Source organism: Paludibaculum fermentans (assembly GCF_015277775.1).
Lineage (GTDB): Bacteria > Acidobacteriota > Terriglobia > Bryobacterales > Bryobacteraceae > Paludibaculum > Paludibaculum fermentans.
Genome location: NZ_CP063849.1, coordinates 4,104,104 through 4,131,093 on the forward strand (window position 1 = coordinate 4,104,104; position 26,990 = coordinate 4,131,093).

Consider the following 26,990-nt stretch of genomic DNA (forward strand, 5'->3'; position numbering starts at 1 on the left):
GGGGCCGGCACGGATTCCAATGCCGTCAGACGGACGTAGGTTCGCACACTTGTACGCGCGCCTTCGACCGTTAACATAACTTTACCTTACGAACCGCACAAATTCCGTGGATGCACTAAGTCTTACACACAAATTACCACTGCCGCGCGGACGCAGCCTAACACCCGCCGCCATTCGATGGCCATGCCTTGTCGCGGCCATCTCCTCCACACGCTAGCCCAGCGGCCAGTACCAGAAGTCCTGTCCCGCCTGCATTGGGCGGACAAGTCACTCTCAGTTCGCCGGCCAGTCCAAACAGCAAAAACGGCCACATGCACCGTACTCGACAGGCCCAAACCTGGAGGCCTGAAGACATCTGGCCTCAAGTACCATTGAACGCGCTCCAGGGGCGCTGCGTTGCGGAAAAGATCCGGCCACTACGGCCGCGCCTGGACGCATCTCCCCATTATGAACTTGTTGCGGGCGGCTGGGAACATCATTCGTTCCTATTTGATAGGGGAGTTCACGGGCCGTAAGCGAGCACTCGCTTTACAGGTGGCACCCCACCGACTACTCTCTTTTGGGTATGCACGATGATGCGGCCCAACCCAGAACCGGGGAGGAATTGGATGTCGACGCCCTATCCCGTTGGCTCGGCGTGCCCGTGGCAGTCCGGCAGTATCCCGGCGGTCACTCCAATCTGACCTATCTAGTCCACGTTCTCGAGCCTCCAGGCACCTACTCACGACCGGATGACGCGCTTCCCCAGGAAATGGTGTTGCGGCGTCCCCCCAAAGGCCCCGTAGCACCCAAGGCCCACGACATGGCGCGGGAGTTCCACGTTCTCGAGGCCGTCCACCCCAGGTTCCCGCTCGCACCCCGGCCGCTCAGACTCTGCCAGGATTCCTCCGTCCTGGGCTGCGATTTCTTCCTGATGGAGCTCAAGCCCGGGCGTATCCTTCGCAACTCGGCCCCACCGCTCCAGGAACGAGTTCCGCTGAGCCGGGCTTCCATCGAAACTCTGGCCTTGCTGCACTCCGTCGATACCAGCCAGCCGCCCATTGCCGGTTTGGGCAAACCGGAGGGCTTTCTCGAACGCCAGGTTTCGGGCTGGGGCGGACGCTGGGGCAAGGTGGAATTAGAGCCTGTCCGGGAGATCCGCCGGGTCCTCCCCTGGCTTGAACAGAATGTCCCGGCACCCTCCGGCACCACCCTGGTTCACAACGACTTCAAACTGGACAACCTCGTACTAGCGGAGGATACCGCTACCGTCACTGCGGTACTGGACTGGGAAATGGCGACCATCGGTGACCCTCTGTTCGACCTCGGCGTTGCGCTCACTTATTGGTGCCATGCGCCCCGCCTGAGCCGAATTACGGCGGAGCCGGGCTTCTGGGACCGCGATACCCTCATCCAGGCCTACGCCCACTCCACCGGACGCGACGTCTCACGCCTGCCCTGGTACGAAGTGTTCGGGATCTTCAAACTCGCCGTCATTGCCCAGCAGATCTTTTTCCGGTGGCGCCAGGGTCAAACAGCCGACGCGAGGTTCGCACACTTTGATGAAATGGTAAGAGAGTTGGGCGCCACGGCGGCGCGCTTGCTGCCCTAGCCCCTTGAAGAGAGCAAATCATTGAGCACTATCTACCTGTTCCGCCACGGCCAGGCCGGGCTGCGCGACGACTACGACCGTTTATCCGAACTGGGCCACGAACAGGCCCGCCGTCTCGGTGCCTGGGTGAGCGGTGAAGGCCTGAAATTCGACAAAGTGATCATCGGCGGACTGCGCCGCCAGCGCGAGACCGCCGAAGCTGTGCTGGCCGCCCTGAATGAGGCGGGACTGCAGCCCACCGAGATCCAGCACAACCTGAACTGGAATGAATTCGACCTGGATGTCGTCTATGAGGGCATCGCGCCCCAGATCGCGGCGGCCGATCAAGAGTTCCGGGCGGAGTTCGAAGAACAGCAGCGGATGGTGCAAGCCGGTGACGGAGCCATCCATCGCAGGTGGACCCGCGCCGATACGGCCGTGATGCGGGCCTGGATCGAAGGTGCCTATCCCTGCTCCGGCGAATCCTGGAACGGCTTTGTCGATCGCATTCGCGCCGCCGGCGAGGAGCTCCGCCACCTGCCCCCCGACGCCCGCGTGGCCGTCTTCACCTCCGCCACCCCCATCTCCATCTGCGGTGCTGCCGCTTTCGACAGCCGCAATCCCACGCACATCATGAAACTGGCCGCCTCGGCCGTGAACTCCAGCATCACGGTCATGCACTGGCGCCAGGATGAGCTCTTTCTGGCGCTGTTCAATGCCGCTCCGCATCTGACTGAACCGCGTCTGCGTACGTTCCGGTAAACTGGCCTGCGATGCCGATCGTCCGCTCCGACCGTTCCCTCGACCTTGAACGGCGCCTCACGGCGTTCATGGACGAACACGTGTACCCCAATGAGAAGCGCTTCTTCGACGAGAAGCGGCAACCGGACCGCTGGTGCCCCTCGGCGGTGATCGAGGAACTGAAACCCAAGGCGCGCGCGGCCGGCCTGTGGAACCTCTTCATGGACCTGCCGAACCTCGACTACGCGCCGCTCTGCGAGGTGATGGGCCGGTCGTTCCTCGCGCCGGAACTTTTCAATTGCTCGGCGCCCGACACCGGCAACATGGAAGTGCTCGCGCGTTACGGCAACGAGGATCAAAAGCGCGAATGGCTGGCTCCGTTGCTCGCGGGAGAGATCCGCTCCTGCTTCGCCATGACGGAACCGGCCGTGGCCTCCTCCGACGCAACCAATATTCAAGCCTCTATTCAGGCCGGCGACTCCTCTTACGTCATCAACGGGCGGAAGTGGTGGACCTCCGGAGCCGGAGATTCGCGCTGCCGCATCGCCATCGTCATGGGCTGCACCAATGCTGAGGCACCGCGCCATCTCAGGCAATCCATGATTCTCGTGCCCATGGACACGCCCGGCGTGCGCGTGGAGCGCATGCTCAACGTCTTCGGCTACGACGACGCGCCGCACGGCCACGGGGAATTGTCGTTCGAGAACGTGCGCGTGCCCGCCTCCAACATTCTGCTCGGAGAAGGCCGCGGCTTCGAGATCGCGCAGGGCCGCCTTGGTCCAGGCCGCATCCACCATTGCATGCGCAGCATCGGCATGGCCGAACGCGCGCTGGAACTCATGTGCCGCCGCACGCTCGCCCGCCAGGCCTTCGGCAAACCCATCGCGGAGCAAGGCGTCGTCCGCCAATGGATCGCCGACTCCCGTATCGAGATCGAACAGGCCCGCCTGCTGGTCATTGCCGCGGCGGCCCGCATGGATGAGGCCGGCAACAAGGCCGCGCGCCGCGAGATCGCCATGATCAAGGTAGTCGCCCCCAACATGGCATTGCGTGTCATCGATCGCGCCATTCAGGCGCATGGCGGAGCCGGAGTCTGCGACGACTTCCCGCTCGCCTACGCCTGGGCCCAGATTCGCACTCTCCGCCTGGCCGACGGACCTGACGAAGTGCACCGCGAGTCCATCGCGAAACTCGAGCTGAAGCGCTATCAGGACGGCGCGGCCCAATGAGGGCGTGCGGGTGACCGCCGGCCCCTTCCTGATTCTCGGCTGCGGCTACACGGGCCGGCGCGTCGCGCAGCGTCTCACGGCACAAGGCTGTGACGTCTGGGCCACTTCGCGGAGCGGTGTGGACCTTCCCGGAGTCCACAGCGTGCGCCTGGACTCGGAGGACCCCGCCACGGTAGACACGCTCGCCCAGCAGTTGCCTGACGGCCTGACCGTCCTCCATTCGCTGCCTGTTCCGCACAATCTCGCTGATCCTACTCCGCGAATTCTGGGCGTTCTCGGAAACAAACCCCGGAGAATTGTTTACCTTTCCACCACCGGTGTGTATGGCGCCCAACACGAGGTGGACGAGCACACCCCGGCCGCCCCGCTCTCTCCGTCCTCCCTGCTGCGCGTAAACACGGAGAAACTGGTACTCAACGGCCCCTGGTCCGGCATGGTGCTGCGCCCGGCAGCCATCTACGGACCCGGCCGCGGAGCACACGTCTCTATCCCGCGAGGGACGTTTCACCTGGCCGGAGACGGTATGAATTATGTTTCACGAATTCATGTGGACGATCTCGCGGCGTTAACCGGAGCCGCACTGTTTGCAAATGCTACAGGCGCCTGGCCCGTGGCGGATGAAGAGCCCGCGCGCTCCCGCGACCTCGCGGCTTTCGTCTGCGCCCTGCTGGACTGCCCCATGCCGCAATCCGTTTCAAAAGAACAACTTCACGAAACCAGACGGGCCGATCGCCGTGTCGACGGCAGGGCCGTATGCGGTCTGCTTGCCGTGCGCTTACACTATCCTTCTTACCGCCAGGGCATCCCCGCCAGCCTGTAACAACGATCACATCGCGTTACAACTGCAAGCGAACATTCCCTGTAATGCGGCCAAGATTTGATACTTATTCAACGAAAAACCTGTGACAATACGATTGCGTTTCAGGGTCGTCCGATTCCCATCCTATGCCTGTGGTCCCTGTTGAAACGGGCTCGTCCGTCTGGGATCTCCCCTGAAAAAGTATTTCGATTACAGGTCAACAATGAGAATACACTCACATCCGTTTCATCAAATCGCGCGAGGCGCAATGGCGCTCGCCGTTCTGATGGGAACGCTGATGATGGCGCAGGAGCGCTTCAGCACCATTCGTGGTGTTGTGAAGGACGCATCCGGATCAGTCATCCCCGGTGTTTCTGTTACTTTGTTAAACTCCGAAACCGGTCGTCCCAACTCGGTAGAGACTAACGACACGGGCATCTACATTGCCCGCAATCTCGAGCCCGGCCGCTATGAGATCCGTTTCGAGAAGACGGGCTTTGCCCGCGTCGACCTCAAGGAAGTCTCGCTCTCCCTGGGCCGCGAAACCACGGCTGATGCGGTGCTGGAAATCGGTGCGACGCAGCAGGCGGTGCAGGTCACGGAAGCTGCTCCGCTCATCGACACCGGCGGCGTCACCATCTCCTCCAACGTGACCGCCGAAGAGTTCAACCTGCTGCCCAAGGCCCGCAGCTTCCAGTCGGTTGTCCTGCTCTCGCCCGGCGTGAATTCGGGCCAGATTGAGGGCGGCTTCCAGATCAATGGCGCCAGCGGCGCCGAGAATCAGTTCTTTGTGGACGGCGTGTCCACGAACAGCCTGGTGGATGGCCGGTCGCGCCAGAACGGCGCTTTTGAGTTCCTGCAGGAAGTGCAGGTGAAGACCGGCGGCATCGACGCCGAATACGGCGGCGCCCTGGGCGGTGTGGTCAGCGCCATCACGAAGTCGGGCGGCAACCAGTTCCATGGCGAGGCTCACTACTTCTACGGCGGCAGCGGCATCGCCGCGGGCCCTGTCGAGCGCCTCCTGCTGCTCAACCCCTATTCCAACGCCGGCGTCAATCCTTCCTACCAGCAGGACTCGAAGAACCCCAACAACCAGCATGAATTCGGCGGATCACTGGGTGGCTACCTGGTGAAGGACCGCCTGTGGTTCTTCTCCTCCTACTCCCCGCAGTTTGTGCGCCGCGAGAACACCTACCTCTTCAGCAGCGGCACAGAGCGCGACACCATCGAGAACAAGGTGACCAGCCAGCAGCTCTTCAATAAGGCAAGCTGGAATGCGGCCAAGAACGTTCGCGTCACCGCCAGTTGGTTGTGGACGCCCACCAAGAACACGGGCATCCTGCCCGCCTACAACGGCTACGGTAACGCGGTCATCTCCTCCAAGGCGGCCAACGCGCCCCTGAAGACGCAGGGCTGGACGCAGCCGCAGAGCAACTACAGCGGCCAGGTGGACTGGACCATCTCCAGCACCTCGCTGCTCAGCTTCCGCGGCGGGCGTTTCTGGGACAACTTCCGCACCTGGGGCATTCCCACGACAGCGAGCGTCACCTACCAGACCTCCAGCGTCGGGATCCCCGACGTTCCGGCCAACCTGCAGCAGGCCGCGGGCTATCTCAACACCCCGCGCACGCAGCAGACCTTCTACGACATCACCACGCGCACCTACTTCCAGGGCGACTTCAGCAAGTTCCTCACCGGCTTCCTGGGCAGCCATGACATCAAGATCGGCGCCGGCGTTCAGAAGAACGTCAACTCCGTCGACGTCTCCTATCCGGGCGGCGGCTATGTCTGGGTCTACTGGGGCACTCCCCTCAATATCCCTGGCGGCGGCACCGACGGCGGCAAGTATGGCTACTACGAGGTGGACAACACCGGCACGCGCGGCGGCACCGGCGGACGCATGGTGAACATGTACATCCAGGATCACTGGCGTCTGACACCCCGCCTCAGCCTCACTCTCGGCCTGCGCACTGAGAACGAGCACGTCCCCTCCTTCAATCGCGCGGTCCGCGACGACGCCTTCTCGTTTGGCTTCTCGCAGAAGCTGTCGCCCCGCCTCGGACTTAGCTGGGATGTCACCGGCAAAGGCAAGCTCAAGGTGTACGCCAGCTACGGCCGTTACTACGACTGGGTGAAGTATGAGACCTCGCGCGGCACCTTCGGCGGCGACTTCTGGACCGTCAAATACCGCGCGCTCGACACCACCGACGTCTTCTCGCTCAGCGGCGTCAATATGCCCGGCCGCAACATCTGGCCCTTCGGCGACTATGAAGACCGCCGCCTGGCCAGCTTCGATGCCGTGGCGAAAGACCTGAAGCCGATGTCCACCGACATCTACAACGCCGGCGTCGAGTACATGCTCTCCAATTCGCTGGTTGTCCGCGCCGGTTACGTCCGCAACCACCTCGTCCGCACCATCGAAGACATGGGCGCCCTGGTGAACGGCAGCGAAACCTACATCTTCGCCAACCCCGGCGAAGGCGACGCGAAGAAGTTCGCCACCAGCACCGCCACCCCGGTGTTCGACACCCCCAAGCCGCAGCGCGATTACGACGCCCTGGAACTCTCCATCAACAAGCGCTTCTCCAATCGCTTCTTCGCTTCGGCCAACTACGTCTACAGCCGCCTCTACGGCAACTACGCCGGCCTGGGCAATTCGGATGAAATCCGCACCCCCACCACCGGCACCTCCTCGGCCACCACCCAGCAGTCCGGCGGCAGCATCGCCCGTCCGGGCAGCACCGGCAGCCGCGCCTGGGATCTCGACCAGTACCTGTTCGACGCGCACGGCAACTTCGTGACCGGCCGCCTGGCCACCGACCGCCCGCACGTGTTCAAGGCCTACGGCAGCTATAAGTTCAAGTGGGGCACCGACGTCGGCGGGTTCTTCTATGGCGGCAGCGGCACCCCGATGAGCACCGTGGTCATGCAGCGCCAGCGCATTCCGCTGTTCGTCGAAGGCCGCGGCTCCATGGGCCGCAGCCCGCTCCTCACCCAGACCGACCTAGTCGTAGGACACGAGCTCAAGTTCGGCGAAACCAAGCGCCTCCGCTTCGAGTTCAATGCGCAGAACGTATTCAACCAGAAGACCTCCCGCCACACCTTCAACCAGCTGAACCGCGGCAACGCCAGTGGCGACCCCGCCTCGGCCCTGGATCTGACGAACACCAATCTTTTCAACGGCTATGACTACCTGGGCATGTTGAAGTCCATCGCCTCCACGGGCAAGGATCCCTACGATCCGCGCTACGGGATGGCCGACCTCTTCAACCCCGGTTTCACCGGCCGCGTGATGGTCAAGTTCGTCTTCTAGGTCAGACCAACGTAGTACCTAAGGCCCTGAGGCTCCTACTGGAGTCCCAGGGCCTTTTTGCGTAGGACCCGACGCCCCGCCGTACCACCTACGGAAGATCTCACCAGAACTGACCTAATTGGGACGTCCATGTCTAAAGTGCTAAAGCTATCCGCCGATTTACACCAGTAGACACTGCTGTTCAAATAGCAGTACGGGACGCGGTGCGGATCCTCTTCTCAGATCTCACATTGAGCCGGAGGACCCCAAAGAAAGGTCATCCAGGCTACCGCGCAGGCTAAACCGATGAAATGTAGATTCTGTGGAGCACGGATCGGGATTCTGGAGCGTTGGCGCTTCGGTGACTTCTGTTCTAAGGAACACAAGGACGAGTTCGCCGTCGACCTCGTTCGCCTCAACGAGCAGATTGTCAAAGACCTCCGCCGCATCCCCACGCTCTACAAGTCATCCACGCCGGAAGCCGAAACCGCCGCCGGCCAGCCGCCCGCGATCGAACAACCAGATCCGCCTGAGGCCATCTTCGTTTTCGAGGCCGATCCGGACCCGCTGGTTGAGATTCCCCAGCCCAAGCCCGCCGAAGACGCCCCGGAAAAGAAGACCAAGTCCCAGCAGTGGCGCATTTTCAGCAAGATGGCCGACATCGAAGGCCTTCCGCCCAGCGCCCTGGCAGCCAGCAAGGAAAAGGAAGATAGCGATAAGTACCTCTGGGTACAGCTTGGAGAACAGCCTCAGCAAGGCCCTCAGGGCGTATTGCTGGCCACGTCATTCCCGGCCATTCTCCCCCAGCATGTTCTGCGGCGCCTGCAGGGCCACATGCCCATGTCGTCCATCCGGGTGCCTGTGGATCCCCTCCGCACCGCCGCCGAAGATGCGCGGCGCTATGCCGTGGGCAAGACGACTCAACAGTGGATTCAGGAGCACGCCTGGGGCTGGATGGCCGAGGCGCTGGCGGCCACAGTGCCGGATCTGGCCCCAGTCCTCTCCGCTTACCCCATCAGCGCACCCTGGGCGAATTGGGCCATAGTTCCTCCGTCACGCCAGATGACCCACCAACCGCAGAACGCCATGCCCATGGGCGGCGCTGCCGGTCAGGCTGGGCCCATGCCGCCACCTGACTCCATGGGTGGCATGATGGCGCAGCCTCCACCCGCTGGCGGGCCTTCTGGACAACCGATGCCGCCCGGCGGCATGCCTCCTGGGCAGACCATGCCCCCCAGTGGAATGTTCGGGCAACCCATGGCGCCCGGTGGCATGATGGCGCAGCCCATCCCGCCCGGCAACCTGCCCCTGACAGCCCCGCAGCCGACAGTCATGCAGATGCCGGCGCCCTCCATGGCCGGAGTCCCGCTGCCGCAACCCGTCGGGCTGAACCTCGCGGCGCCGCCCATGGCGGGTATGCCCTACCTGACCAGCGCGCCCGCCGGTGTCCCCGGCGTCGTTTCCCAACCGCCGGCCGGCCGGCCCGCTTCCCTCCCTTCCGGCGCCATGCCCGCATGGCCGATGGCCGCACAGGGCTTGACACCGCTCGGGCTCGCCCCGACAGGCGCGGTTCCAGCCTCCGTAGCCCAGACCTACGCCTACGCCGCACCGCGAATCGTCGAATCCGGACTCACCTGGCGGGAATTACCGCCGCCTCTCTTCAGCGCTCTCGTCGACCTGGGCGGGCTGCTGAAGGTGTCCTCTATCCCCAGCGTCCAACTCGTTCCTGAATACTCTAGCCTGCGCCCGACCCTACTGATCGCCGGCAACCAGCCGCGGTTTCAGGCCGAACTCTCCTGTGGAATGCCCTTCGTCGATTGTCAGGGCGATCCCTCCGAAGACCTGGTCCCGGCCGCACCGCACAAGTTCCGCGCCCGCTGCCATCCCAGAACCCTGTGGCGCCGGTTCCTGGTTCTCCCGCAAGCCTATGGAGACGTGGGCTATACCCGGATTCCAGACATTCCCGGCCCCGCCTTCGTCTTCGCCCTACGCACTTCGATCCCGGCTCCGGCAGCCCGGCCCCAACTCCAGATCGGGAGGTGGCAAGCCTAAATGTCCGCGCAATCCGCCCGCGTCATCCCGTTGAATCAGAAGTCCGCCTCGGCCGGCTCCACGCCCGGCACCCGCTACCTCACGCCTCTCGCCCCAGGCTCCTTCCAACTGGAAGGCGTGGCCCCCACGACCGCCCCCGAACGCACGACTACGGCTGTCGAATCCCTGCTCGCCGAAGCGCTGGATGCCCTCGAGAAGGGCAATTCACCGGAAGCCATCCGCTTGCTGGAGCAGAGCCTCCGCAACTCGCCAGACCACACCGAAACCCTGCTGGCCCTGGGCTACCTCCGGCACCAGGAAGGCCTGCTCGACGACGCCTCCGACCTCTACCGCCGCGCCGCCCTCTCCGACACCGCCGCCTGGCAACCCCGCTACAACCAAGCCCTCATCCTCGAATCGCAGGGCGAAACCGCCGAGGCCATCGCCATGCTCACGCATGCCTGCGCCATCAGCCCCAGCGAGCCCGCTCCGCTCTACCGCCTCGCCTGGCTGCTGGAAGCCTCCGGCTGCGACTCAGAGGCCGTCTACTGGTACAAACGCGCCACTTCCGCCTCGCCGAACCTCTTTGAAGCCTGGCTGCGGCTCGGCCTGCTCCAGCTGCGTATGGGCGCCTGCGCCGAAGCAATCGAAAGCCTTGACCGCGCCATGGGCGACGACGCCAACCGCCCCCTCGCCGCCTACCACATGGGTCTCTGCCACCTGAATCTGGCCCAGCCGGAACTGGCCCAACAGGCCTTTGAAGCCTCATCCAGCGCCGAACCCACCGGCACAGACTCCCTGCTCGCCCTGGCCGCCCTCGCCCTCGCGCAGGGCGACCTGGACGCCGCCGAACGCCACGACCGTGCCGTCCGAGCCCTGGGCCAGGTCTCCGCCCCGCTCTCCCTCCGCCTCGCCCAAGCCTGGCAGGCTTGCGGCGAAATTGAGCTCGCCCGGCTGCACTTCCGCAGAGCCGTCCAGGCCGATCCTTCATTGGCTGTGGGCTACTTCGGGGTACAATCTCATTCTTGAGGCATCGTAAGCCCGAAAAACGGCCGGTCGTTCCGGCTCCGCCGAAATCCGCTACCAAAAAGCAGTCCACGCTGAAGACTTTGGACCGCGTCCTGTCCAAGGCTGGCATCTGCTCGCGCACCGAAGCCGCCGACTGGATCGTTCGCGGCCGCGTCAAAGTCAACGGCAAACCCATCAAGGATCCCGACCACTGGGTCTCCATCGATCACGACAAGATCAGCCTCGACGGCCGCCCCCTGCGCACCGAGAAGCGCCTGCATCTTCTCCTCTACAAACCCAAGGGCTTCCTCACCACCTATCGCGACCCCGATGGCCGCCCCACGGTCTATAACCTGTTGACAGACCTCGACCAGTGGGTCTTCCCCGTCGGCCGCCTCGACCAGGACACCTCCGGCCTGCTCATCCTCACCAACGACACCGACTTCGCCGAGTACATCACCAACCCCGACCACCACGTCCCGAAGACCTATCTGGTGAAGTCCTCCACGCTCCTCACCGACGAGCAGTTGGACCAGCTCCGCAACGGCCTGGAGCTGAAGGACGGTCCCACGCGCCCCGCTAAGGTGAAGCGCATCCGCGACTCCGAGACCCGCACCTTCTTCGAGATCACCATCACCGAGGGCCGCAACCGCCAGGTGCGCCGCATGGTGGAGGCGCTCGACAGCAAGGTTCTCAAGCTGGTCCGCGTCGCCATCGGCGCCGTCCGCATCATGGACCTCAACATCGGCAGTTGGCGCCACCTGACACCCGACGAGATCCGCCAGCTGCGCAAAGCCGGCGGAGGCCGCACCGAGCGCCCGCCCAACAAGGGCGAAGCCCGCGAACGCGCCGGCCAACATTCGGTAGTCCCGGAAGAGCCCATTCAGGAAGAACCCCAGGAATAAGTCCGCGAACCATTAGAAAGAGGACGAGATCGGTATGCGTCTCTTGCTGTTGTGGATGGCTGCCGGCGCCCTCTGGGCGCAATCCGGTGACTTGGCGGCAGGCCGGGCCGCCTTCGTCTCAAACTGTGCGTTCTGCCATGGCACCACCGGCGAGGGCGGCCGCGGACCCAACCTCACCACCGCGCAATCCGTCCACGGCCGCGACGAGGCCAGTCTCCGCCGCGTCATCACCAAAGGCGTCCCTGGCTCGCAGATGCCCGGCTTCGGCAACTTCGAGGAGCCGTCCCTCACTGACCTTGTCCTCTACGTGAAGTCGCTCTCCAGCCGCTCGGCCGGAGGCCAGGCCATGCCCGGCGATCGCGCCCGCGGCGCCGTCCTCTACCAGGCCAACAAATGCGCCATGTGCCACCGCCTCGGCAGTGAAGGCAGCGTCTTTGGACCCGACCTCAGCCGCGTCGGCGCCGGCCGCTCCGCCGCTTACCTCCGCGAATCCCTCACCAAACCCGCCGCCGACATCATGCCCGAGTACCAGGGCGTCATCGTCACCCTGCGCGACGGCACGCGCGTCTCCGGCATCCGCATCAACGAGGACACCTTCAGCGTCCAACTCCGCGACCTCACCCAGAAGTTCCGCCTCTTCCAGAAGGACGAGGTCCAAACCGTCCAGGACGCGCCCCGCTCCCTCATGCCGCCCTACAACCTGCCGCCGAAAGACCTCGACGACCTCGTCGCCTATCTCGCCTCCCTGCACGGCGGCCCCGCCGGCAATCAGACCAAGCAAGCGGAGGGCATCCGATGAGACCCGTCTGCCCCGCCCTGTTCCTGGCGGCCGCCGCGCTGGCCCAGAACTCGCCTTACCCCGTCGACGTCCCCGCCGCCCGCATCGTCAAGGCCCTGGACGAGCCGCAGAACTGGCTCACCTACTTCGGCGACTACAAGGGCGTGCGCCACCGTGCCCTGAACCAGGTCAACACGGTCAACGTCAGGAATCTCCGCGTCGACTGGATCTTCCAGATCCCCACCACCGGCCGCTTCGAAACCGTCCCGCTGGTCGTCGACGGAGTCATGTTCTTCACCGCCCAGAACGGCCACGCCTTTTCGGTGGACGCCCGCAGCGGACGCCAGCTCTGGCACTACCAATACAAGCCGGCGGAAGGCACGGCCGACGGCCTGAACCGCGGCCTGGCGATCCTCAACGACAAGCTCTACATGGGCACGGTCGACGGCCATCTGGTCTGCCTCGACAGCAGGAACGGGCAGCTCCTCTGGAACACGGAAGTGGCCTCGGCCAAGGCGGGCTACAGCATCACGCTCGCGCCGCTGGCCGTCAAGGACAGGATAATCGTCGGGGTCGGCGGCGGCGAATTCGGCATCCGGGGCTTCATCGACGCCTACGACGCCAAGTCCGGCCAGCGCGCCTGGCGCCTCTACACGATCCCCGAAAAAGGCGAACCCGGCGGCGACTCCTGGCAAGCGGACTCCTGGAAACGCGGCGGCGCGCCCACCTGGATGACCGGCACCTACGACCCCGATCTCGACACAGTCTACTGGGGGGTCGGCAACCCTGGACCCGACCTCTACGGCGGCGATCGCCTGGGCGACAACCTGTATTCGTGCTCCGTCGTGGCCATCGATCCCAATACGGGCAAGATGAAATGGCACTACCAGTTCTCTCCGCACGACACGCACGACTGGGACGCCAACGAGACCCCGATGCTGCTGGACCTCCCCTGGAAGGGCCAGATGCGCAAGCTCCTCGTGCAGGCCAACCGCAACGCGTTCTTCTACGTGCTGGACCGCACCACCGGCGAATTCCTGATGGCCAAATCCTACGCCCGCCAGACCTGGCTGAAGGAGTTCGACGCCAAGGGCCGCCCCACGCCGCTCCCCAACACCGAACCCAGCGAGCAGGGCACCCGTCTCTGCCCCGGCCTGGCCGGAGGAGCCAACTGGATGGCGCCCTCCTACAACCCGGACTTGCAGCTCTTCTACGTGCCATACCGTGAGCAATGCGACATCTACTTCAGCAGCCCGCCGAAGTTCGTGGAAGGCAAAGCCTACTGGGGCACGGCGACGCGAGGCGTGAGCGACGAGAAGGAATGGGGCGTGGTGAAGGCGCTGGATCCGTTGACCGGCGAAGGCAAATGGGAGTTCAAGTTCTACCATGCCGGCTGGGGCGGCACGATGTCGACCACGGGCGGCCTGGTCTTTGCGGGAGACGCCGACGGTTACCTGGTAGCACTGGACGCGAAATCGGGCCAGTTGCTATGGAGACTTCAGACGGGTGCGGAGATCGCCACGGCTCCCATCACGTACATGGTGAACGGCAAGCAGTATGTGACCATCGCCTCAGGAGCCGCGCTGATCACACTGAGCCTGCCGTAGGCAGGACCAAGAAACCGGCTCCTTGGCTGGCAGTTTTCGATGGTTTGCAGCGACCGAACAGACATTACAGACCCCTGCCGCGCCGCCATTGTACATTGAGAACTGGGAGCCGTATTGGCCGAACCAGAACACCATCGATACCGGTGCCACACCTGCGGGCAGATTCACGACGAAGTACCGATGAGCTTCGCAGCCGATTCCCCAGACATGTACGCGAACATGAGCGAATCGGACAGGGAGACCAGGGCTGTGATCGGTTCGGATCAGTGCATTATCGATGGGAAATGGTTCTTCCTCCGAGGATGTCTGGAGATACCGCTAATTGGCTCGCGAGAGGTCTTTCTTTGGGGCCTGTGGGCCATCCTTCACGAAACGGATTTCGACGAGATCTCGGAAAGCTGGGAGGAAGTTGGTCGCCAACAACTTCATGGGCCATTCAAGGGACGGCTCGCCAATTCGCTTTCCGCTTGCTACGAGGACTGCCTCAATTTGAAGCTACGGATCGTCCTGCGACCTGTTGGAGAGCGCCCGCTGTTTGTGCTCGAGGAAACGGAGCACCCACTGTCCCTGGCGCAAGCGACAGGAATATCGGAACAAGCTGCCGTCGAACTGGCGGTGAAACTACTGCACTGTCCTTACTGACTTGACTGGAGTCGCTCTCGAAGCGGACTCGGGTCACGCGGGATAATACCGGTCCACCTCACTTCGGAAACACATGCGCCGCCGACCACCAGCGGTGCGCCTCCACCGTCAGCACTCCGCCGCTCACCGCCGGATCCTCCGCCACCAGCTTCGCCGCCTCGGCATCCGCAATCCGATCGAAGATCACCAGCCCCACCGCCGAAACATCCCCATCCACGGCGCCGGCCGCCAACACTTTCCCGGAGCCCCGCAGCCCGGCCCAATAGGCCGAGTGCTTCGCCATCACCGCCGTGTCCAGCCCTTGCCCAGCCCGCCGCAGGATCACGAACGGATGCACGCCCATGTCCTCCGGAGTCGCCGGATTCTCCTTGTGCAGCCGCTTGTATTCCTCGCCCAGGCCCGCCGGACCATGCCACGAAAACACCTCCACCGTATTGCGATGCTCCACCACGGTCGGATCCGCCTCCGCGATCTTCCTCGCCTCCTCCATCGTCGGTGTGTTGAAGAAGAACACGCCGCTGATCACGGAAGGCTTGTCCTCGAACGGACCCGCCGACACCAGCACACCCCGGTCGGCCATGGCGTGGATATTGGCCATGTGGGCAGCCTGGATCCGCTCGCCCTCTTCTTTACTCAACGTAGTCCGGGCGGGATTCCGCTTCAGGAAGACCACCTGATAGACCCGGCCCGAATGGGCGGCAGAACTCGATTGACCCGAGACGAAGGAACCCAGTCCGAGCCCCAGGCCCAGCACGGCGAGAGCGGTACGGCGGTAAAGCATAGAGCCCATTATCACCGGACACCGCCACTTCAGAAATCAACTTTTCGCACACTGCGCTTCCATCCTCCGGCCCGCCCGCACGCCCAGTCGATTTTGTTACGAATAACTTCGTTGACACACGAAAGTATTCGTAATAACCTCAACTCATGCCACGACCCAGCAGCTCCCGCCCCACAGACTCCGAACTCGAAATCCTCGGCGTCCTCTGGGACAAAGGCGCCGCCACTGTTCGCGAAGTTCACGAAGAGCTCTCTCTCAGGAAACCAACGGGCTACACCACCGTATTGAAGTTCATGCAGATCATGATGGACAAAGGACTGATCACCCGCCGCGAACAGCACCGCGTCCACCTCTACGAATCGGCCGTCCCCCGCGAAGCCACCCAGAGCGAACTCGTCCGCGACCTCGCCCAGCGCGCCTTTGGCGGCTCGGCCCTGGAACTCGCCATGCGCGCCCTCGAAAGCAACCGCGCCACTCCCGGCGAGTTGGATCAGATCCGCCGTCTGCTCGATCAAGCTGAGAAAGGAAGGCGCTGACATGTTGAACACACTGGCCTGGACCCTCCTCCACTTCCTCTGGCAGGGAACCCTGCTCGCGCTCCTCTTCGCCCTGGCGCAGCGCTTCCTCGCCTCGTCATCCGCCCGAGCCCGCTATGCCGCCGCCGCAAGCGCGATGCTGGCCATGCCGCTGAGTGGACTCGTCACCTTCTTCTACCTGGCGCCCACCGCAACCGCGCCTGCCGCCATCTCCAGCACAGGCTCGTTCACGGCCGCTCTCGCGCCCACGGTGCACACAGCGCAAGCCTTAGCTGCCTCCAGCCGGGACTACCTCCCCTGGCTCGCCTACGCCTGGATGGCCGGCGTCCTCCTCCTCAGCCTCCGCATGCTGGGCCAGTGGACCATCCTCCAGCGCTACCGCCGCATCGCCATCCGCCCGGTCGAACAGCAGTGGCAGCGCAGCGTCCAGCTCCTCGCGCAACGCCTCCGTCTGCGCCGCCCCATCCGCCTCTACGAATCGGCCATCGCCGACGTGCCCGCCGTCGTCGGCTGGCTCCGGCCGGTGATCCTGATCCCGGTCAGCGCGCTCACCCAATTGACGCCCGGCCAAGTCGAAGCCCTTCTCGCCCACGAGCTGGCCCACATCCGCCGCCACGACTACCTCATCAACCTGCTCCAGACCTCCGTCGAAACCCTCTTCTTCTATCACCCCGCCGTCTGGTGGGTGGGCCGCTGCATGCGGCAGGAGCGCGAACACTGCTGCGACGACATCGCCGTGCAGGTCTGTGGCGACGCCGTCGTCTACGCCCGCGCCTTGGCTGACCTCGAACAGCTCCGCTTTCAGATGCCCGCGCTAGCCATGGCCGCCAATGGCGGCTCCCTGCTCAAGCGCATTGAACGCCTGATCCTGCCTCAGCCCGCCCGCACCGCACCGGCCGCGCTCTGGCTCACCGCCTGCGGCCTGATCGCGGCGACCCTGGTCGTCTGGGCCACCCCCTCTCTTCACGTCTCCGCCAAGGTCCTGCCCTTTGCCGCACAGGCCGCCCAGCCGGCGCCCAAGCCCACCGCTCAGCCGGCACCCAAGACCAGCGCTTCGCCAAAACAGTCTGGCGCGGACGGCGAAAGCTTCCTCGACAGCCTGGAACGCAACGGCGTCAAGGACCTCACCATCGACCAGATGGTTGCGTTCAAGATCCACGGCGTCACCGGAGACTTCATCCAGTCGATCCGCGCCGCCGGCTACCAGCCCGATCCCGATCAACTCGTCGCGCTGCGCATCCACGGGGTCACGCCCGAGTTCATCCGCGAGATGAAGAGTCTCGGCTGGTCCCCGTCGCTCGATCAACTCGTGTCTTTCAAAATCCACGGCGTTGATGCCGCCAGCCTCGACTCGATGAAACAACTCGGCTATGAGCTCGATCCCGACAATGCCGTCGCCATGAAGATCCATGGACTCACGCCCGACGTGGCCCGAGCCCTGAATGGCCTGGGCTACGGCAAGGCCACCTTTGATCAGTTGATCGCCATGCGCATCCATGGCATCGATCCCGAGTTCGCCGCCTCCTGGAAAAAGGCCGGCGTCCAGGATCTCGACCTCGACAAGCTGATCGCGCTCCGCATTCATAACGCCAACGTCGCGGATGTGAAGGCCATGGAGGCGCTCGGCTTCCACGGCCTCAACGCGGACCGGATCATCGCGATGCGCATCTTCGACATCACGCCCGAGTTCATCCGCCAGGCCCAGAAGCACGGCTTCAAGGACCTCGACTTCGACCGCATCGTGAAGTTGAAGCAGTTCGGCCTGCTCGACAAGGAATAGCGGCTCCCTTACACCACCCGGTCACGGAAAGGACAAACCAATGACTCCCAACAGGACACTCGCGATCAGTGTGTTCGCCGCCGCGCTCTTCTGCGCAGGCACGTTCCGGAATGCTTCAGCAGCACAAACCCTACAGGGCGGCTGGGCCATCAGCCCCTCCAACCAGGCCGGCGAAGTGGAGCTGATGCTCTTCCGCCGGACGGAGCACAGCAACATGAACAGCTCCAACTCCTGGAAGCTGGATCAACTCACCGGCCTGACGGCCGCCCAGCTCAAAGCCGCTTCCAGCCCGGTCCGCTTCGCCATCGCCCGCGAAGCCGGCCGCATCGAATGCACCGGCAACCTGCAGGCCGGCAGCGGCGGCGGAGCGTTCACCTTCACGCAAAACCCCGAGTTCCTGAAGAACATGCGCAGCCTGGGCTACGACGGCCTTTCCGACGACCTGGTCTTCGCCATGGCGCTCCACGACGTCTCCACCGCCTTCGTGAAGGAGCTGAAAGCCGAGGGAGTGCAGATCCCGAACAAGGACATGCTCCTCGCCCTCCGCATTCATAACGTCACCGGCCAGTATGTGCGTGAGATGAAGACCCTGGGCGCCAGCAACCTCTCGGCGGACAACCTGGTTGCCATGCGCATCCATGGCGTCACCGCCGAGTTCGCGAAGAGCCTCAAGGACATGGGTTACGACCCCAAGCCGGACAGCCTCGTCGCCCTGCGCATTCACGGAGTGACCCCCGAGTTCGCACGCGACCTGAAGAAGCAGGGCTACAACTCAGCGTCCCTGGATCAGATGGTGGCCATGCGGATCCACGGCGTCACGCCCGAGTTCATGAAGCAGGCTGCGGACCTCGGCTACGGCCGCCCCAGCATCGACCAGCTCGTGGCCATGCGCATCCACGGAGTGAACCCCGACTTCATGAAGCAGGTCTCCGACCTGGGCTATGGACATCCGTCTATCGACCAACTTGTGGCGATGCGCATCCATGGCGTCAGCCCGGAATTCATCCGCAAGGTCCAGGCCCGCGGCATCCGCAAAGCCTCGATCGACGATCTGGTGTCGATGAAGATCCACGGCATCATGGACTGACCCAAATAGAGGCGCGAGTGTCAACGAGCGGGCACAGCGGAATCTGCTCTTATAGATTCTTCAGGACAAAACTGATCAACTGGTAGCCGTCAATGAACTTGAACGGCGATTCGCCCAACGTGTAGTGCCCGCACGGCAGCACGACTTTCTTGAAGTCCAGCCCGTACTCGTCGCACATCTTGATCGTTTCCTTCGACAGCTCCGGCAGGAACGTCGTATCGTACTTGGCGTAGAGGAACAGTGACTTGTTCTTCTGCGCCTTAAACTTATCGAAGTACACGGTCGGGCTGATCGCCAGCCACAGGGCCCGCAGCGTCTCGCGATCCACCTGGCCTTCCAGCCCCTGCTTCACATGGATCGTGGAAAGGCCCGTCCAAACCACGTCGGCGAAGTACGTCGAGCAGTGGTTAAAGGCATTGACCCGGAACCGCGAGTCGTGCGCGCTGGCCAGGAACGCATAGCACGACCCCAGGCTCGTCCCGACGATGGCAATCTTCTCGGCCCCCTGGGACTCCAGCCAGTCCGCCGCGCAGCGGATATCCAGCACCGCCTGCCGCGTCGCATCGATCGTCCGCCCCACATTCGAACTCACGGCGTAATCCGCCCGTTGCAGTTCCGCCGGCATCCGGTAATCGTGATACGGCAGGCTCAGCCGCAGCGCGCTCGCCCCGAACTTCTGGAAGCCGCGTGCCAGCGCGTTATGCGCATCGTGCGGAGCGTTCCAGTGCGGCAGCACCAGCACCGCCTTCTTCGGATTCTTGCCCGGAAACCACTGGCCGTGCACGACATTGTTTTCCGGATAGCGAGTCTGCACGCACGAACTGAAGCGCAGCAGGTTGCCGCTCAGGTGGTAGTCGTTGGGCGTGCGGTGCCGGAAGAAGTCGTCGCTATGCTCGATCACCGCCCGGTTGATCTTCTTCAGGTACTCGACCGGCGAGTCGCCGTTTTGATGCACCCGGTCCGCAATGGGCCAGCGTTGGGACCAGTCGAGCCCCCATTCAAACGGCCGGACGACGCGGTTCGTCGCGGCAAAACAGAGGCGTTCTTCCCACTGGCTCATCCAGCGGCCGTACAAAGATCCCATCAGCGGCATGTCAGGTGTAGAAACTTCTAGGGTACCATCCCATCCAATGGGAGTACCTCGATTCCAGGGATTGGCCGGTAGAAGGGGCTGGGCTCCTCGCGGACTGCAAACCCGTTGGGCGCACCTCAGGCGCGCCGCTCGGTTCGATTCCGAGACCGGTCTCCAACCCACTCAATCGAGTGACTCCGGGTCGTAAACCAGCCGCAGCATCGGCGTCAGCAGGATCGCCACCGTGTCGGCCATCTCCTCGGGCTTGCCGCGGTCGGCCATGCGCCGCCATTCCTTCACCATGCCGTACAGCGACCAACTGGCCGCGGCCGCGATCATCTCCGTTGGCGCTTCCGTCGACGGCAGATGTTTCTTCAATCCATCCAATAAGATACGTCGGACCACCGCGATGATTGCCCGCTCCGTATGCGGCTCCAATGGCCGCTTGCCGTCCGGGCCTTGCAGCTTTGTCAGGTAATCATTCACCGCCAAAACCATGGCCTGCAGCGCCGAGGCACAGGTGTTGTCAAACCGCACATGGCGCTCGGCCAGGAGCTCCTGGAACCGGTCACCCACCAGGCTCTCCAGCAGGCAGTACTTGTCGCCATAGTGGTCGTAGAAAGTGGCCCGGTTCAGTTCCGCCTCTTCCGCGATGTCCTGTACCGTGATCTGCTCAAACTCCTTCTTTTGCAGCAACTTGTCCAGCGCCGTCTGCAGCATCTTGCGGCTGCGGCGGCTCCGGCGGTCCAGGCTCGATTCGGTTTCGTGCGTCATGGCAGTTGTCCCCAGGATAACAGACGCTTGAACACTTGTTGTTTAAACAACACATGTTGGTTTTTCCTGAATCGACAAATGTTGTTTAACCATCACATGTCGTGAAAGGGTTACCATGAAAATCACCTTCGTTGCCGCTCGCACCCTTCTGGGGCTCATCTTCACCGTCTTCGGGCTCAATGGATTCTTACAGTTCCTGCCCCTGCAGGCCCCGCCCGAGGCGTTGGCGCTGCAGTTCGTTACAGCGCTTGCCGCGTCGCATTACATGGTGGTGGTCTTTGCCCTCGAGTTGGGCACTGGTGTCCTGCTGCTGGCGAACCGGTTCGTGCCCCTGGCCCTCACGCTGCTGGCTCCAGTGATCGTCAATATCGTTTTGTTTCATCTACTTATGGCCCCGGCTGGCCTGCCGGTCGCCATCGTGGTGACGATCCTCTGGATGCTGACCGCCTATAGCGTCCGGCCCGCCTTCCAGGCCCTGTTCCACACCAGCGTCCACGCCTGACCGCCTGCGGGCATGGCTTCTCCTTGACAGCTTAGGAGAGTCCGGCTACCATTAAGTAGCTTAGGAGAGAAGCCATGCCATCGCCCGCCTCCATCCTGCCAGGAACACTGGACTTACTCGTTCTCAAAGCGATCTCGCTGGGCCCGCAGCATGGCTACGGGATCCTGCTGAGAATCGAGCAGACCTCCGGAGGAAACCTCCTGATCGAGCAGGGCGCTCTCTACCCTGCCCTCTATCGCCTGGAAACCAAGGGGCTGATCCACTCCGAGTGGGGCCAGTCTGAAAACAACCGGCGCGCCAAGTTCTACACGCTGACTCCTGAAGGGGAAAAGCAATTGAGTGAAGAACTTACGGCCTGGGACCGGCTGGTGGAAGGCATGAGCCTGGCCCTAGCCGCCAAAGTGAGCGGCCAGTGATCCCCACCAACTGGCTCATGCGGCTCTTCCGCCGTCGATCCATCGAGGCGGAAATGCACGAGGAGCTCGAGTTTCACCGCGATGCCCGCATTGCCCACCTCGTCGCCCAGGGCGCAACCCGGGCGGAAGCCGAACGCCGCGCCCGCCTCGAGTTCGGGGCCGCCGGTCACTACCAGGAAGAATGCCGGGCCGCCCTCGGCTACCGGCTGCTGGACGAATTGCGGTCGGATGTGCGGTATACCGTCCGCGGCTTGCGCAAAAGTCCCGGCTTCTTTGCCGCGTCCATCACCATCCTGGCGCTCGCCATCGGCGCGAACAGCGTCCTGTTCACCCTGTTCAATAGTTTTGTCGTGAAACCGCTCGCAGTGCCCGGCGCGGAGCGTCATTTCGACCTGAACGGCCGCAACTCGGAAGCACGCCGGATCTCAAGTTGGACCGTGCCGGAGATGCGCCTGCTCGCCAGCGGCGCCTCCGCCCAGGTCGAATCGCTGTACTCATACAGTACCTTTCAGGTCCTGATGGTGAAGCCGGTCCAGCGCCAGGTGCTGGTTTCCACGGTTTCAGCGGACTACTTTCAAGTCCTGGGCGCCAACGCCCGGCTGGGCCGGACCTTTGGAATCAAGGAAGATCGGCTGCCGCTGGTGGTGCTCAGCGACTCGGGCTGGCGCAAGCTCTTCGGCGGCGATCCCAACGTCATTGGTCAGTCCGTGCGCGTCCTCTCCACGGCATTTACGATTGCGGGTGTGATGGCGCCGGAGTTCACCGGCACCGAACCGGCCGTGCCGGAATTCTGGACGCCCACTGGAAGTTTCCCGCTGCTACGTCTCCGCGAACCCGGCTCCCCCGTGTCGCGCTTCGATGTCTCCGGCTTCCTGCGGCCGGGTGTCTCCCTGTCGCAGGCCCAATCCGCACTTTTGAGTGTTGCTTCTCATCTGGACCGCCCGGAAGAGGAGCGCGTCACCGCGCTCGAGCTCCAGCCGCGCCCGTCGCTTTTCCCGCGAAATGAGGACGTTTCCACCGCATCCGGGCTCGTTTTCGCGGCGTTTCTGATCGTGCTGCTCATCGCCTGCGCGAACCTCGCCAACCTGCATCTGGCCCGAGCCGCTTCACGGACCCACGAGATCGCCATGCGCCTATCGCTGGGCGCCTCCCGCTGGCGCATCATCCGGCAGTTGCTCACCGAGAGCGCCTGCATCGGCATTCTGGGGGCGCTGGCCGCCATCGCCCTGGCCGCCTTTGGAATACGACAAGTTCAGGACTATCTCTTCTCCAGCATGATGGGCATTGGGATCGCCCTGCTGCCAGTGACGCTGGATTGGCGTGTGTTTTCGTACACAGCCGCCCTGGGGCTCATCGCGGGTATCGCTTTTGGACTGCTGCCTGCGATCGAAGCCACGGCGCCCAGCCTGACGGCCTCAACGAAGCGCGAAGGCCGGATGCGCCCCCGGCGTCTGCGCGGACTTCTGATCGGCGGGCAGATCGCGGCCTCGCTGGTACTGCTGATCCTGGCAGGGGTGCTGGTCAGAAACATCCGTCAATTGGACTCCGTCGCTACTGGTTACAACCTCGACAACGTTCTCGACCTCAAGGTCGACCAACTGTCGCCTGGGCTGATCGACCGGCTCAGCCGTCTCGATTCCATCGCCAGCCTCTCGGCCGTCAGCCGGGTTCCGCTGTATGGCCGCCTGGACCTGCATGGAGCCATGGTCGACGGCAAATCGACATCTGTCGCCTTCAACCAGGTGGACCAACGCTACTTCGAAACGCTGGCGGTGCCGGTGATGGAGGGGCGCGGGTTCACGCGGAACGAAGCCGAAACCCGCGCCAGGGTGACGGTCATCAGTTCTGCCACGGCCCGGAAGCTGTGGCCCGGCGTGACGTCCGCCGTCGGCAAGAGCGTGGAACTGACGGCAGACCCGGGCGACGAGGGGGGGACGGCCGGACGCTACGAGGTGATCGGCGTCGTGCCCAATCTGGTCAGCGGCTGGCTGTTCGAAGGGGCCGATCCCACGGCGGTCTACCTGCCGGCGAGCGCCGGAGCGCGCGGTGTCTCCTCGATCATGGTCCGCGTGAACGGCAACCCGGTGGCCGCCGCGGCGGCTTTGCGTACGGCCTGCGCCGAGAGTACGCAGACGCCCGTGGGCTGTGAGCCGGCCAGCCTGCGCCAGGTGGCGTCGCTGCAGCGGTTTCCGTTCCAAGCGGCGGCCGCCGTGGCCGGCGTGCTGGGGCTGCTGGCCCTGCTGCTGACGGGCGTCGGGTTATACGGAGTGGTGAATTATGCGGTGATGCAGCGCCGCAAGGAGTTCGGCATCCATGTAGCGCTGGGCGCCTCGCCGCGGCAGGTGATGACCCGCACCGTCGCCGAGGCGGGCCGCTATGTCAGCGGCGGACTGCTGGCAGGGCTGCCCATCTGTCTCGTCCTCTCGAAGCTGGCTGCCTCGTCGGTGTTCGCGGTCAAGACTTTCGATCCGTGGGCGTATACGTCCGTGCCCGTGCTACTGATGCTGATCTCGCTGCTGGCCTGCCTGGGACCGGCCCGGCGCGCTGCGCGCCTGGATCCGATGCGTTCGCTGCGCGAGGACTAGAACTCAGATCCGGAAGTTCATGCGGGTGGTGGTGCCGCCATCGGAGACGATCACCTGTCCGGTGACGAAGCTCGACTCATCGGAGGCGAGAAAGGCGGCCAGGGCGCTGATGTCCGAGGGGAAGCCGACGCGGCCGATGGGCAGTGACTGGCCGACCACCTGGCGATCGTAGCCGGGGATGACGTGGATGCTGCGCTCGACTTCGATGAAGCCCGGAGCGATGGCGTTGACGGTGATGCCGTGCGGCGCGAGGTCCATCGCCAGAGCACGGGTCATTGCCTCCAATCCGCCTTTGGAGGAGACGTAGGCGCTGCGCCCGGCAAGCGTGACGCGGGCATGGATGGAACTGATGCTGATGATGCGGCCTGCTCCGCCCTGCTCCACCATCTGGCGGGCCGCGGCCTGGGCGCAGAAGAACGCGCCCTTCAGGTTCACGTTCATGACCTGGTCGAAGCGCTCTTCCGTGATGTCGAACAGGCCCATCAGCCCAGGGTCGAGTCCGGCGTTGTTGATGAGGACGTCGAGCCGGCCAAAGTGGGCGGCGGTGCGCTGGACGAGGCCGAGGCACTCGGGGACGCGGGCGAGGTCGGCTTGGAAGGCTTCCGCCTGACCGCCGGCGGCGCGGATGGCCTCACAGGTAGCCTGGGCGGCGGCGTCCTCGTTCAGATAGTGGACGCCAATGCGGGCGGCCTGGGCGCCGAGGTCGCGGGCCAATCCTTCGCCAATACCGCGGCCCGCGCCGGTGATGAGAATGACTTTGTCTCGCAGGCTCATGGGATCAGATCCAGGGTAACCGAACCGGAGCGCGCGGCGATTGTCAGGCCTGGCTGACAGTACTGTCAGACTTCGCCGCGGCGGCGCGGAGCGAAGACCCACCATTCACTGACAGCGAAGTTGGCCAGGGCGGCCAGGCCGATGCAGAGCAGGTTGGCGGGCATCAGAGGAATCCGCAGCGCGCCGGCGAACAGCCGCATGAGGCCGACGTTGGCGACCAGCGAGACGAGGCCGTTGCCGAGGTGAAAACGGAGCAACCGCCCCGCGATGGGCTGCGGCTCGCCCCGCCAGGTCCAAACGACGTGCCAGACGAAGTTATGGAGCACGGCGATTTCCACCGCAGCGGCCGTGGCGAGGAGGTAATTCCAGTGCAGCAGTCCGGCAAACAACTGAAGGGCGGCCAGTTGGACCGCGATGCCCAGCAACCCCACGGCGTTGAACTTGAGCCAGCGCGCGCCGACGCTCACCAGGTTGTCTCTTCCCGGTAGAGTTGGGCCGTGTGCTTCGCAATGGAGTGAACCACGATCACCAGCATACCCCCGATTCCGCAGGCGCCACCGACATCGAAGAGCAGAAACTGATGTCCAAAGAGGGTCACAACCGGCTTCCACAATAGCGCCGCATTGCCGATGACCAGCAGCAGGCGCAGTTCCGTGGGACTGAAGGCGCCAAAGCTGATCTGAAACTTGCCGACGGTATAAGTGGCCAGGAAAACTTCGATGCTGAGCAACAGATAGGCCACCAATAATGCAGCGGCAATTCCAGGACTCATATATCCGGAAATAGCGAGTCCGCCAAATAAGAAGATGGACCCGGCGGAATCGAGGATGTGGTCGAGGTAGAAGCCGTAGCGAGGCCGCTGCTGGTTGCGGACCCGGGCGAGGGTGCCGTCGAGGCTGTCGCCAAACCAGTTCAGGGCAAGGCATAGCGTGACCGCGGCCAAGCCAGCCGCCGGATTGCTGGCGGCCCAGTAATAGCAGGCTCCGGCGGCCACCATGGCCAGGAAGCCGAGGGCGGTGAGGTGATCGGAATTGACGGATCGTGGCAGATGTTGAGCGAAGTGGATGAGCGCGCGCTTTTCGAGAGACGACAGGAGGCTGGTCTGTTGCCGTGCAGCGGGCTGGAACTCTTTTTGGGTATCTGGTGTCACGCTGGAAATTGTCATATTGTAAGCGCTCCTTTGCATTTATGCGGAAAGATTTCGGGAACAAAGCACTGGGTCTGTTGTCCAATGGTGCAGAAGATTGGAATCGCAGGCGCCGGCGACGAACGAGAAAAAGAAAGGCACGTATATGTTCGAGCAAAGCTTCGTCGAGGGAACCGTCAAAACGAATCGGGGATGGCCTGTTGTCGTCTCCTCATGCCTGCAAGTCACCCTGATCAGCGTGGGTGTGCTTGTCCCGCTGATGAATCCGGAAATGCTGCCACGCAATGGAATACTGAGCACGTACCTGGCCACTCCGCCGCTGCCGCCGGCGCCGCCTCCGCCGGCTCAGCCAAGAGAGCAGATGGCGACTCGTAAAGCCGCGCCGCCGCAGTACCGAGACGGGCGGGTATTCGCATACAACCGGATACCCGCGAAGCCGGCCATGATCGAGGACCCCCCGGAGGTGAGCGACCGGGTGGGCGTTGTTGGTGGAATCGAAAACGGGGTTCCGAACGGGCTGAGCAACTCGCTCATCAACCAACTCGCAAATACTCCGCCCAAACCGGCGGATCCTCCTCCGGCGGCTAAGCCGGTCGTGCAGCAGCAGAAACCGATTGAGCGCACGAGGCTCGGCGGCAATGTGCTGGAGGCAAAGATCATCTCCCGCAAGATGCCTGTTTACCCGAAGATCGCACTCCAAGCGAGGCTGCAGGGCGTGGTCACCTTCACCGCCATCATCGCCAGAGATGGCACCATCCAGCAGTTGCAACTGGTCTCGGGCCATCCATTGTTCATTGAGGCCGCGACCGAAGCCGTCAGGCAGTGGCGCTACCGGCCGACCCTGTTGAACGGCGAACCGGTGGAAGTGGTGGCGCCCATCGAAGTGAAGTTCATCCTGAACAATTGACGAGTCTCCTTGCCGGGTCTTTGCCCG

General features: G+C 63.7%; 24 protein-coding genes and 1 tRNA gene. 19 read left to right on the plus strand and 6 right to left on the minus strand.

The window, feature by feature from the left end; all coding sequences use genetic code 11:
- Positions 1 to 565 precede the first annotated feature (565 nt).
- The 11 genes from IRI77_RS16010 to IRI77_RS16060 all read left to right on the plus strand — a co-directional run bounded on the left by IRI77_RS16010 (position 566) and on the right by IRI77_RS16060 (position 14,602).
- On the plus strand, positions 566 to 1,591 hold the full coding sequence (locus tag IRI77_RS16010) for a phosphotransferase family protein (protein WP_194453047.1): 1,026 nt from the start codon (positions 566 to 568) through the stop codon (positions 1,589 to 1,591).
- Between the two features lie 21 nt (positions 1,592 to 1,612).
- On the plus strand, positions 1,613 to 2,332 hold the full coding sequence (locus IRI77_RS16015; protein WP_194453048.1) for a histidine phosphatase family protein: 720 nt from the start codon (positions 1,613 to 1,615) through the stop codon (positions 2,330 to 2,332).
- Between the two features lie 11 nt (positions 2,333 to 2,343).
- Complete coding sequence (locus IRI77_RS16020) at positions 2,344 to 3,540, plus strand: acyl-CoA dehydrogenase family protein (protein WP_194453049.1); 1,197 nt, start codon at positions 2,344 to 2,346, stop codon at positions 3,538 to 3,540.
- A 10-nt stretch (positions 3,541 to 3,550) separates the two neighbouring features.
- On the plus strand, positions 3,551 to 4,360 hold the full coding sequence (locus IRI77_RS16025) for an NAD-dependent epimerase/dehydratase family protein (RefSeq protein ID WP_194453050.1): 810 nt from the start codon (positions 3,551 to 3,553) through the stop codon (positions 4,358 to 4,360).
- A gap of 247 nt (positions 4,361 to 4,607) precedes the next feature.
- Complete coding sequence (locus IRI77_RS16030) at positions 4,608 to 7,652, plus strand: TonB-dependent receptor (RefSeq protein WP_194453051.1); 3,045 nt, start codon at positions 4,608 to 4,610, stop codon at positions 7,650 to 7,652.
- Between the two features lie 285 nt (positions 7,653 to 7,937).
- Positions 7,938 to 9,683, plus strand: coding sequence for a hypothetical protein (locus tag IRI77_RS16035; protein ID WP_194453052.1), 1,746 nt, complete (start codon positions 7,938 to 7,940; stop codon positions 9,681 to 9,683).
- Entirely contained in the window at positions 9,684 to 10,691 is a 1,008-nt protein-coding gene (locus tag IRI77_RS16040; protein ID WP_194453053.1) for a tetratricopeptide repeat protein, read from the plus strand.
- Positions 10,688 to 11,575, plus strand: a complete 888-nt coding sequence (locus IRI77_RS16045) for a pseudouridine synthase (RefSeq protein ID WP_194453054.1) — start codon at positions 10,688 to 10,690, stop codon at positions 11,573 to 11,575. Before IRI77_RS16040 ends, IRI77_RS16045 begins: the two co-directional genes overlap by 4 nt.
- A 34-nt stretch (positions 11,576 to 11,609) precedes the next feature.
- Positions 11,610 to 12,374, plus strand: coding sequence for a c-type cytochrome (locus IRI77_RS16050; RefSeq protein ID WP_194453055.1), 765 nt, complete (start codon positions 11,610 to 11,612; stop codon positions 12,372 to 12,374).
- Complete coding sequence (locus IRI77_RS16055; RefSeq protein ID WP_194453056.1) at positions 12,371 to 13,960, plus strand: PQQ-dependent dehydrogenase, methanol/ethanol family; 1,590 nt, start codon at positions 12,371 to 12,373, stop codon at positions 13,958 to 13,960. Before IRI77_RS16050 ends, IRI77_RS16055 begins: the two co-directional genes overlap by 4 nt.
- Positions 13,961 to 14,074: 114 nt before the next feature.
- On the plus strand, positions 14,075 to 14,602 hold the full coding sequence (locus tag IRI77_RS16060) for a DUF2199 domain-containing protein (protein ID WP_228486758.1): 528 nt from the start codon (positions 14,075 to 14,077) through the stop codon (positions 14,600 to 14,602).
- Between the two features lie 58 nt (positions 14,603 to 14,660).
- Here IRI77_RS16060 and IRI77_RS16065 read toward each other — a convergent pair whose 3' ends face one another.
- Complete coding sequence (locus IRI77_RS16065) at positions 14,661 to 15,383, minus strand: YciI family protein (protein ID WP_194453058.1); 723 nt, start codon at positions 15,381 to 15,383, stop codon at positions 14,661 to 14,663.
- Between the two features lie 146 nt (positions 15,384 to 15,529).
- Here IRI77_RS16065 and IRI77_RS16070 point away from each other — a divergent pair, with 146 nt between their 5' ends.
- From IRI77_RS16070 to IRI77_RS16080, 3 genes are read left to right on the plus strand one after another with little or no spacing between them, the layout of a single operon-like run.
- Complete coding sequence (locus tag IRI77_RS16070) at positions 15,530 to 15,919, plus strand: BlaI/MecI/CopY family transcriptional regulator (RefSeq protein WP_194453059.1); 390 nt, start codon at positions 15,530 to 15,532, stop codon at positions 15,917 to 15,919.
- A 1-nt stretch (position 15,920) separates the two neighbouring features.
- Positions 15,921 to 17,699 (plus strand): M56 family metallopeptidase, encoded by a 1,779-nt coding sequence (locus IRI77_RS16075; RefSeq protein ID WP_194453060.1) that lies wholly within the window; start codon positions 15,921 to 15,923, stop codon positions 17,697 to 17,699.
- A 40-nt stretch (positions 17,700 to 17,739) separates the two neighbouring features.
- Entirely contained in the window at positions 17,740 to 18,786 is a 1,047-nt protein-coding gene (locus IRI77_RS16080; protein WP_194453061.1) for a hypothetical protein, read from the plus strand.
- A 49-nt stretch (positions 18,787 to 18,835) separates the two neighbouring features.
- Here the strand turns inward: IRI77_RS16080 and IRI77_RS16085 are convergent, their stop codons facing one another.
- On the minus strand, positions 18,836 to 19,879 hold the full coding sequence (locus tag IRI77_RS16085) for an alpha/beta hydrolase family protein (RefSeq protein WP_228486759.1): 1,044 nt from the start codon (positions 19,877 to 19,879) through the stop codon (positions 18,836 to 18,838).
- A gap of 63 nt (positions 19,880 to 19,942) precedes the next feature.
- Here IRI77_RS16085 and IRI77_RS16090 point away from each other — a divergent pair.
- Positions 19,943 to 20,035 (plus strand) — tRNA-Cys (locus IRI77_RS16090).
- A gap of 6 nt (positions 20,036 to 20,041) precedes the next feature.
- Here IRI77_RS16090 and IRI77_RS16095 read toward each other — a convergent pair.
- Positions 20,042 to 20,632 carry a TetR/AcrR family transcriptional regulator gene (locus tag IRI77_RS16095; protein WP_194453062.1) on the minus strand — a complete coding sequence of 197 codons (591 nt, stop codon included), beginning with the start codon at positions 20,630 to 20,632 and terminating at the stop codon, positions 20,042 to 20,044.
- A gap of 115 nt (positions 20,633 to 20,747) precedes the next feature.
- Here IRI77_RS16095 and IRI77_RS16100 point away from each other — a divergent pair, with 115 nt between their 5' ends.
- From IRI77_RS16100 to IRI77_RS16110, 3 genes are all read left to right on the plus strand, one after another.
- The gene (locus IRI77_RS16100; protein ID WP_194453063.1) at positions 20,748 to 21,134 is read left to right on the plus strand and encodes a hypothetical protein; all 387 of its coding nucleotides are present in this window, start codon (positions 20,748 to 20,750) and stop codon (positions 21,132 to 21,134) included.
- Between the two features lie 74 nt (positions 21,135 to 21,208).
- On the plus strand, positions 21,209 to 21,550 hold the full coding sequence (locus IRI77_RS16105; protein WP_194453064.1) for a PadR family transcriptional regulator: 342 nt from the start codon (positions 21,209 to 21,211) through the stop codon (positions 21,548 to 21,550).
- Complete coding sequence (locus IRI77_RS16110) at positions 21,547 to 24,135, plus strand: ADOP family duplicated permease (protein ID WP_194453065.1); 2,589 nt, start codon at positions 21,547 to 21,549, stop codon at positions 24,133 to 24,135. Before IRI77_RS16105 ends, IRI77_RS16110 begins: the two co-directional genes overlap by 4 nt.
- A gap of 3 nt (positions 24,136 to 24,138) precedes the next feature.
- Here the strand turns inward: IRI77_RS16110 and IRI77_RS16115 are convergent, their stop codons facing one another.
- The 3 genes from IRI77_RS16115 to IRI77_RS16125 form a co-directional block, all read right to left on the minus strand.
- Positions 24,139 to 24,909, minus strand: coding sequence for an SDR family NAD(P)-dependent oxidoreductase (locus IRI77_RS16115; RefSeq protein ID WP_194453066.1), 771 nt, complete (start codon positions 24,907 to 24,909; stop codon positions 24,139 to 24,141).
- Between the two features lie 65 nt (positions 24,910 to 24,974).
- Positions 24,975 to 25,376 carry a GtrA family protein gene (locus IRI77_RS16120; protein ID WP_194453067.1) on the minus strand — a complete coding sequence of 134 codons (402 nt, stop codon included), beginning with the start codon at positions 25,374 to 25,376 and terminating at the stop codon, positions 24,975 to 24,977.
- On the minus strand, positions 25,373 to 26,074 hold the full coding sequence (locus tag IRI77_RS16125; protein ID WP_194453068.1) for a CDP-alcohol phosphatidyltransferase family protein: 702 nt from the start codon (positions 26,072 to 26,074) through the stop codon (positions 25,373 to 25,375). The genes IRI77_RS16120 and IRI77_RS16125 overlap by 4 nt, the downstream gene beginning before the upstream one ends.
- Before the next feature lie 127 nt (positions 26,075 to 26,201).
- Between IRI77_RS16125 and IRI77_RS16130 the strand changes: the two genes are divergently transcribed.
- Positions 26,202 to 26,963 carry an energy transducer TonB gene (locus IRI77_RS16130; protein WP_194453069.1) on the plus strand — a complete coding sequence of 254 codons (762 nt, stop codon included), beginning with the start codon at positions 26,202 to 26,204 and terminating at the stop codon, positions 26,961 to 26,963.
- The last annotated feature ends 27 nt before the right edge of the window (positions 26,964 to 26,990 follow it).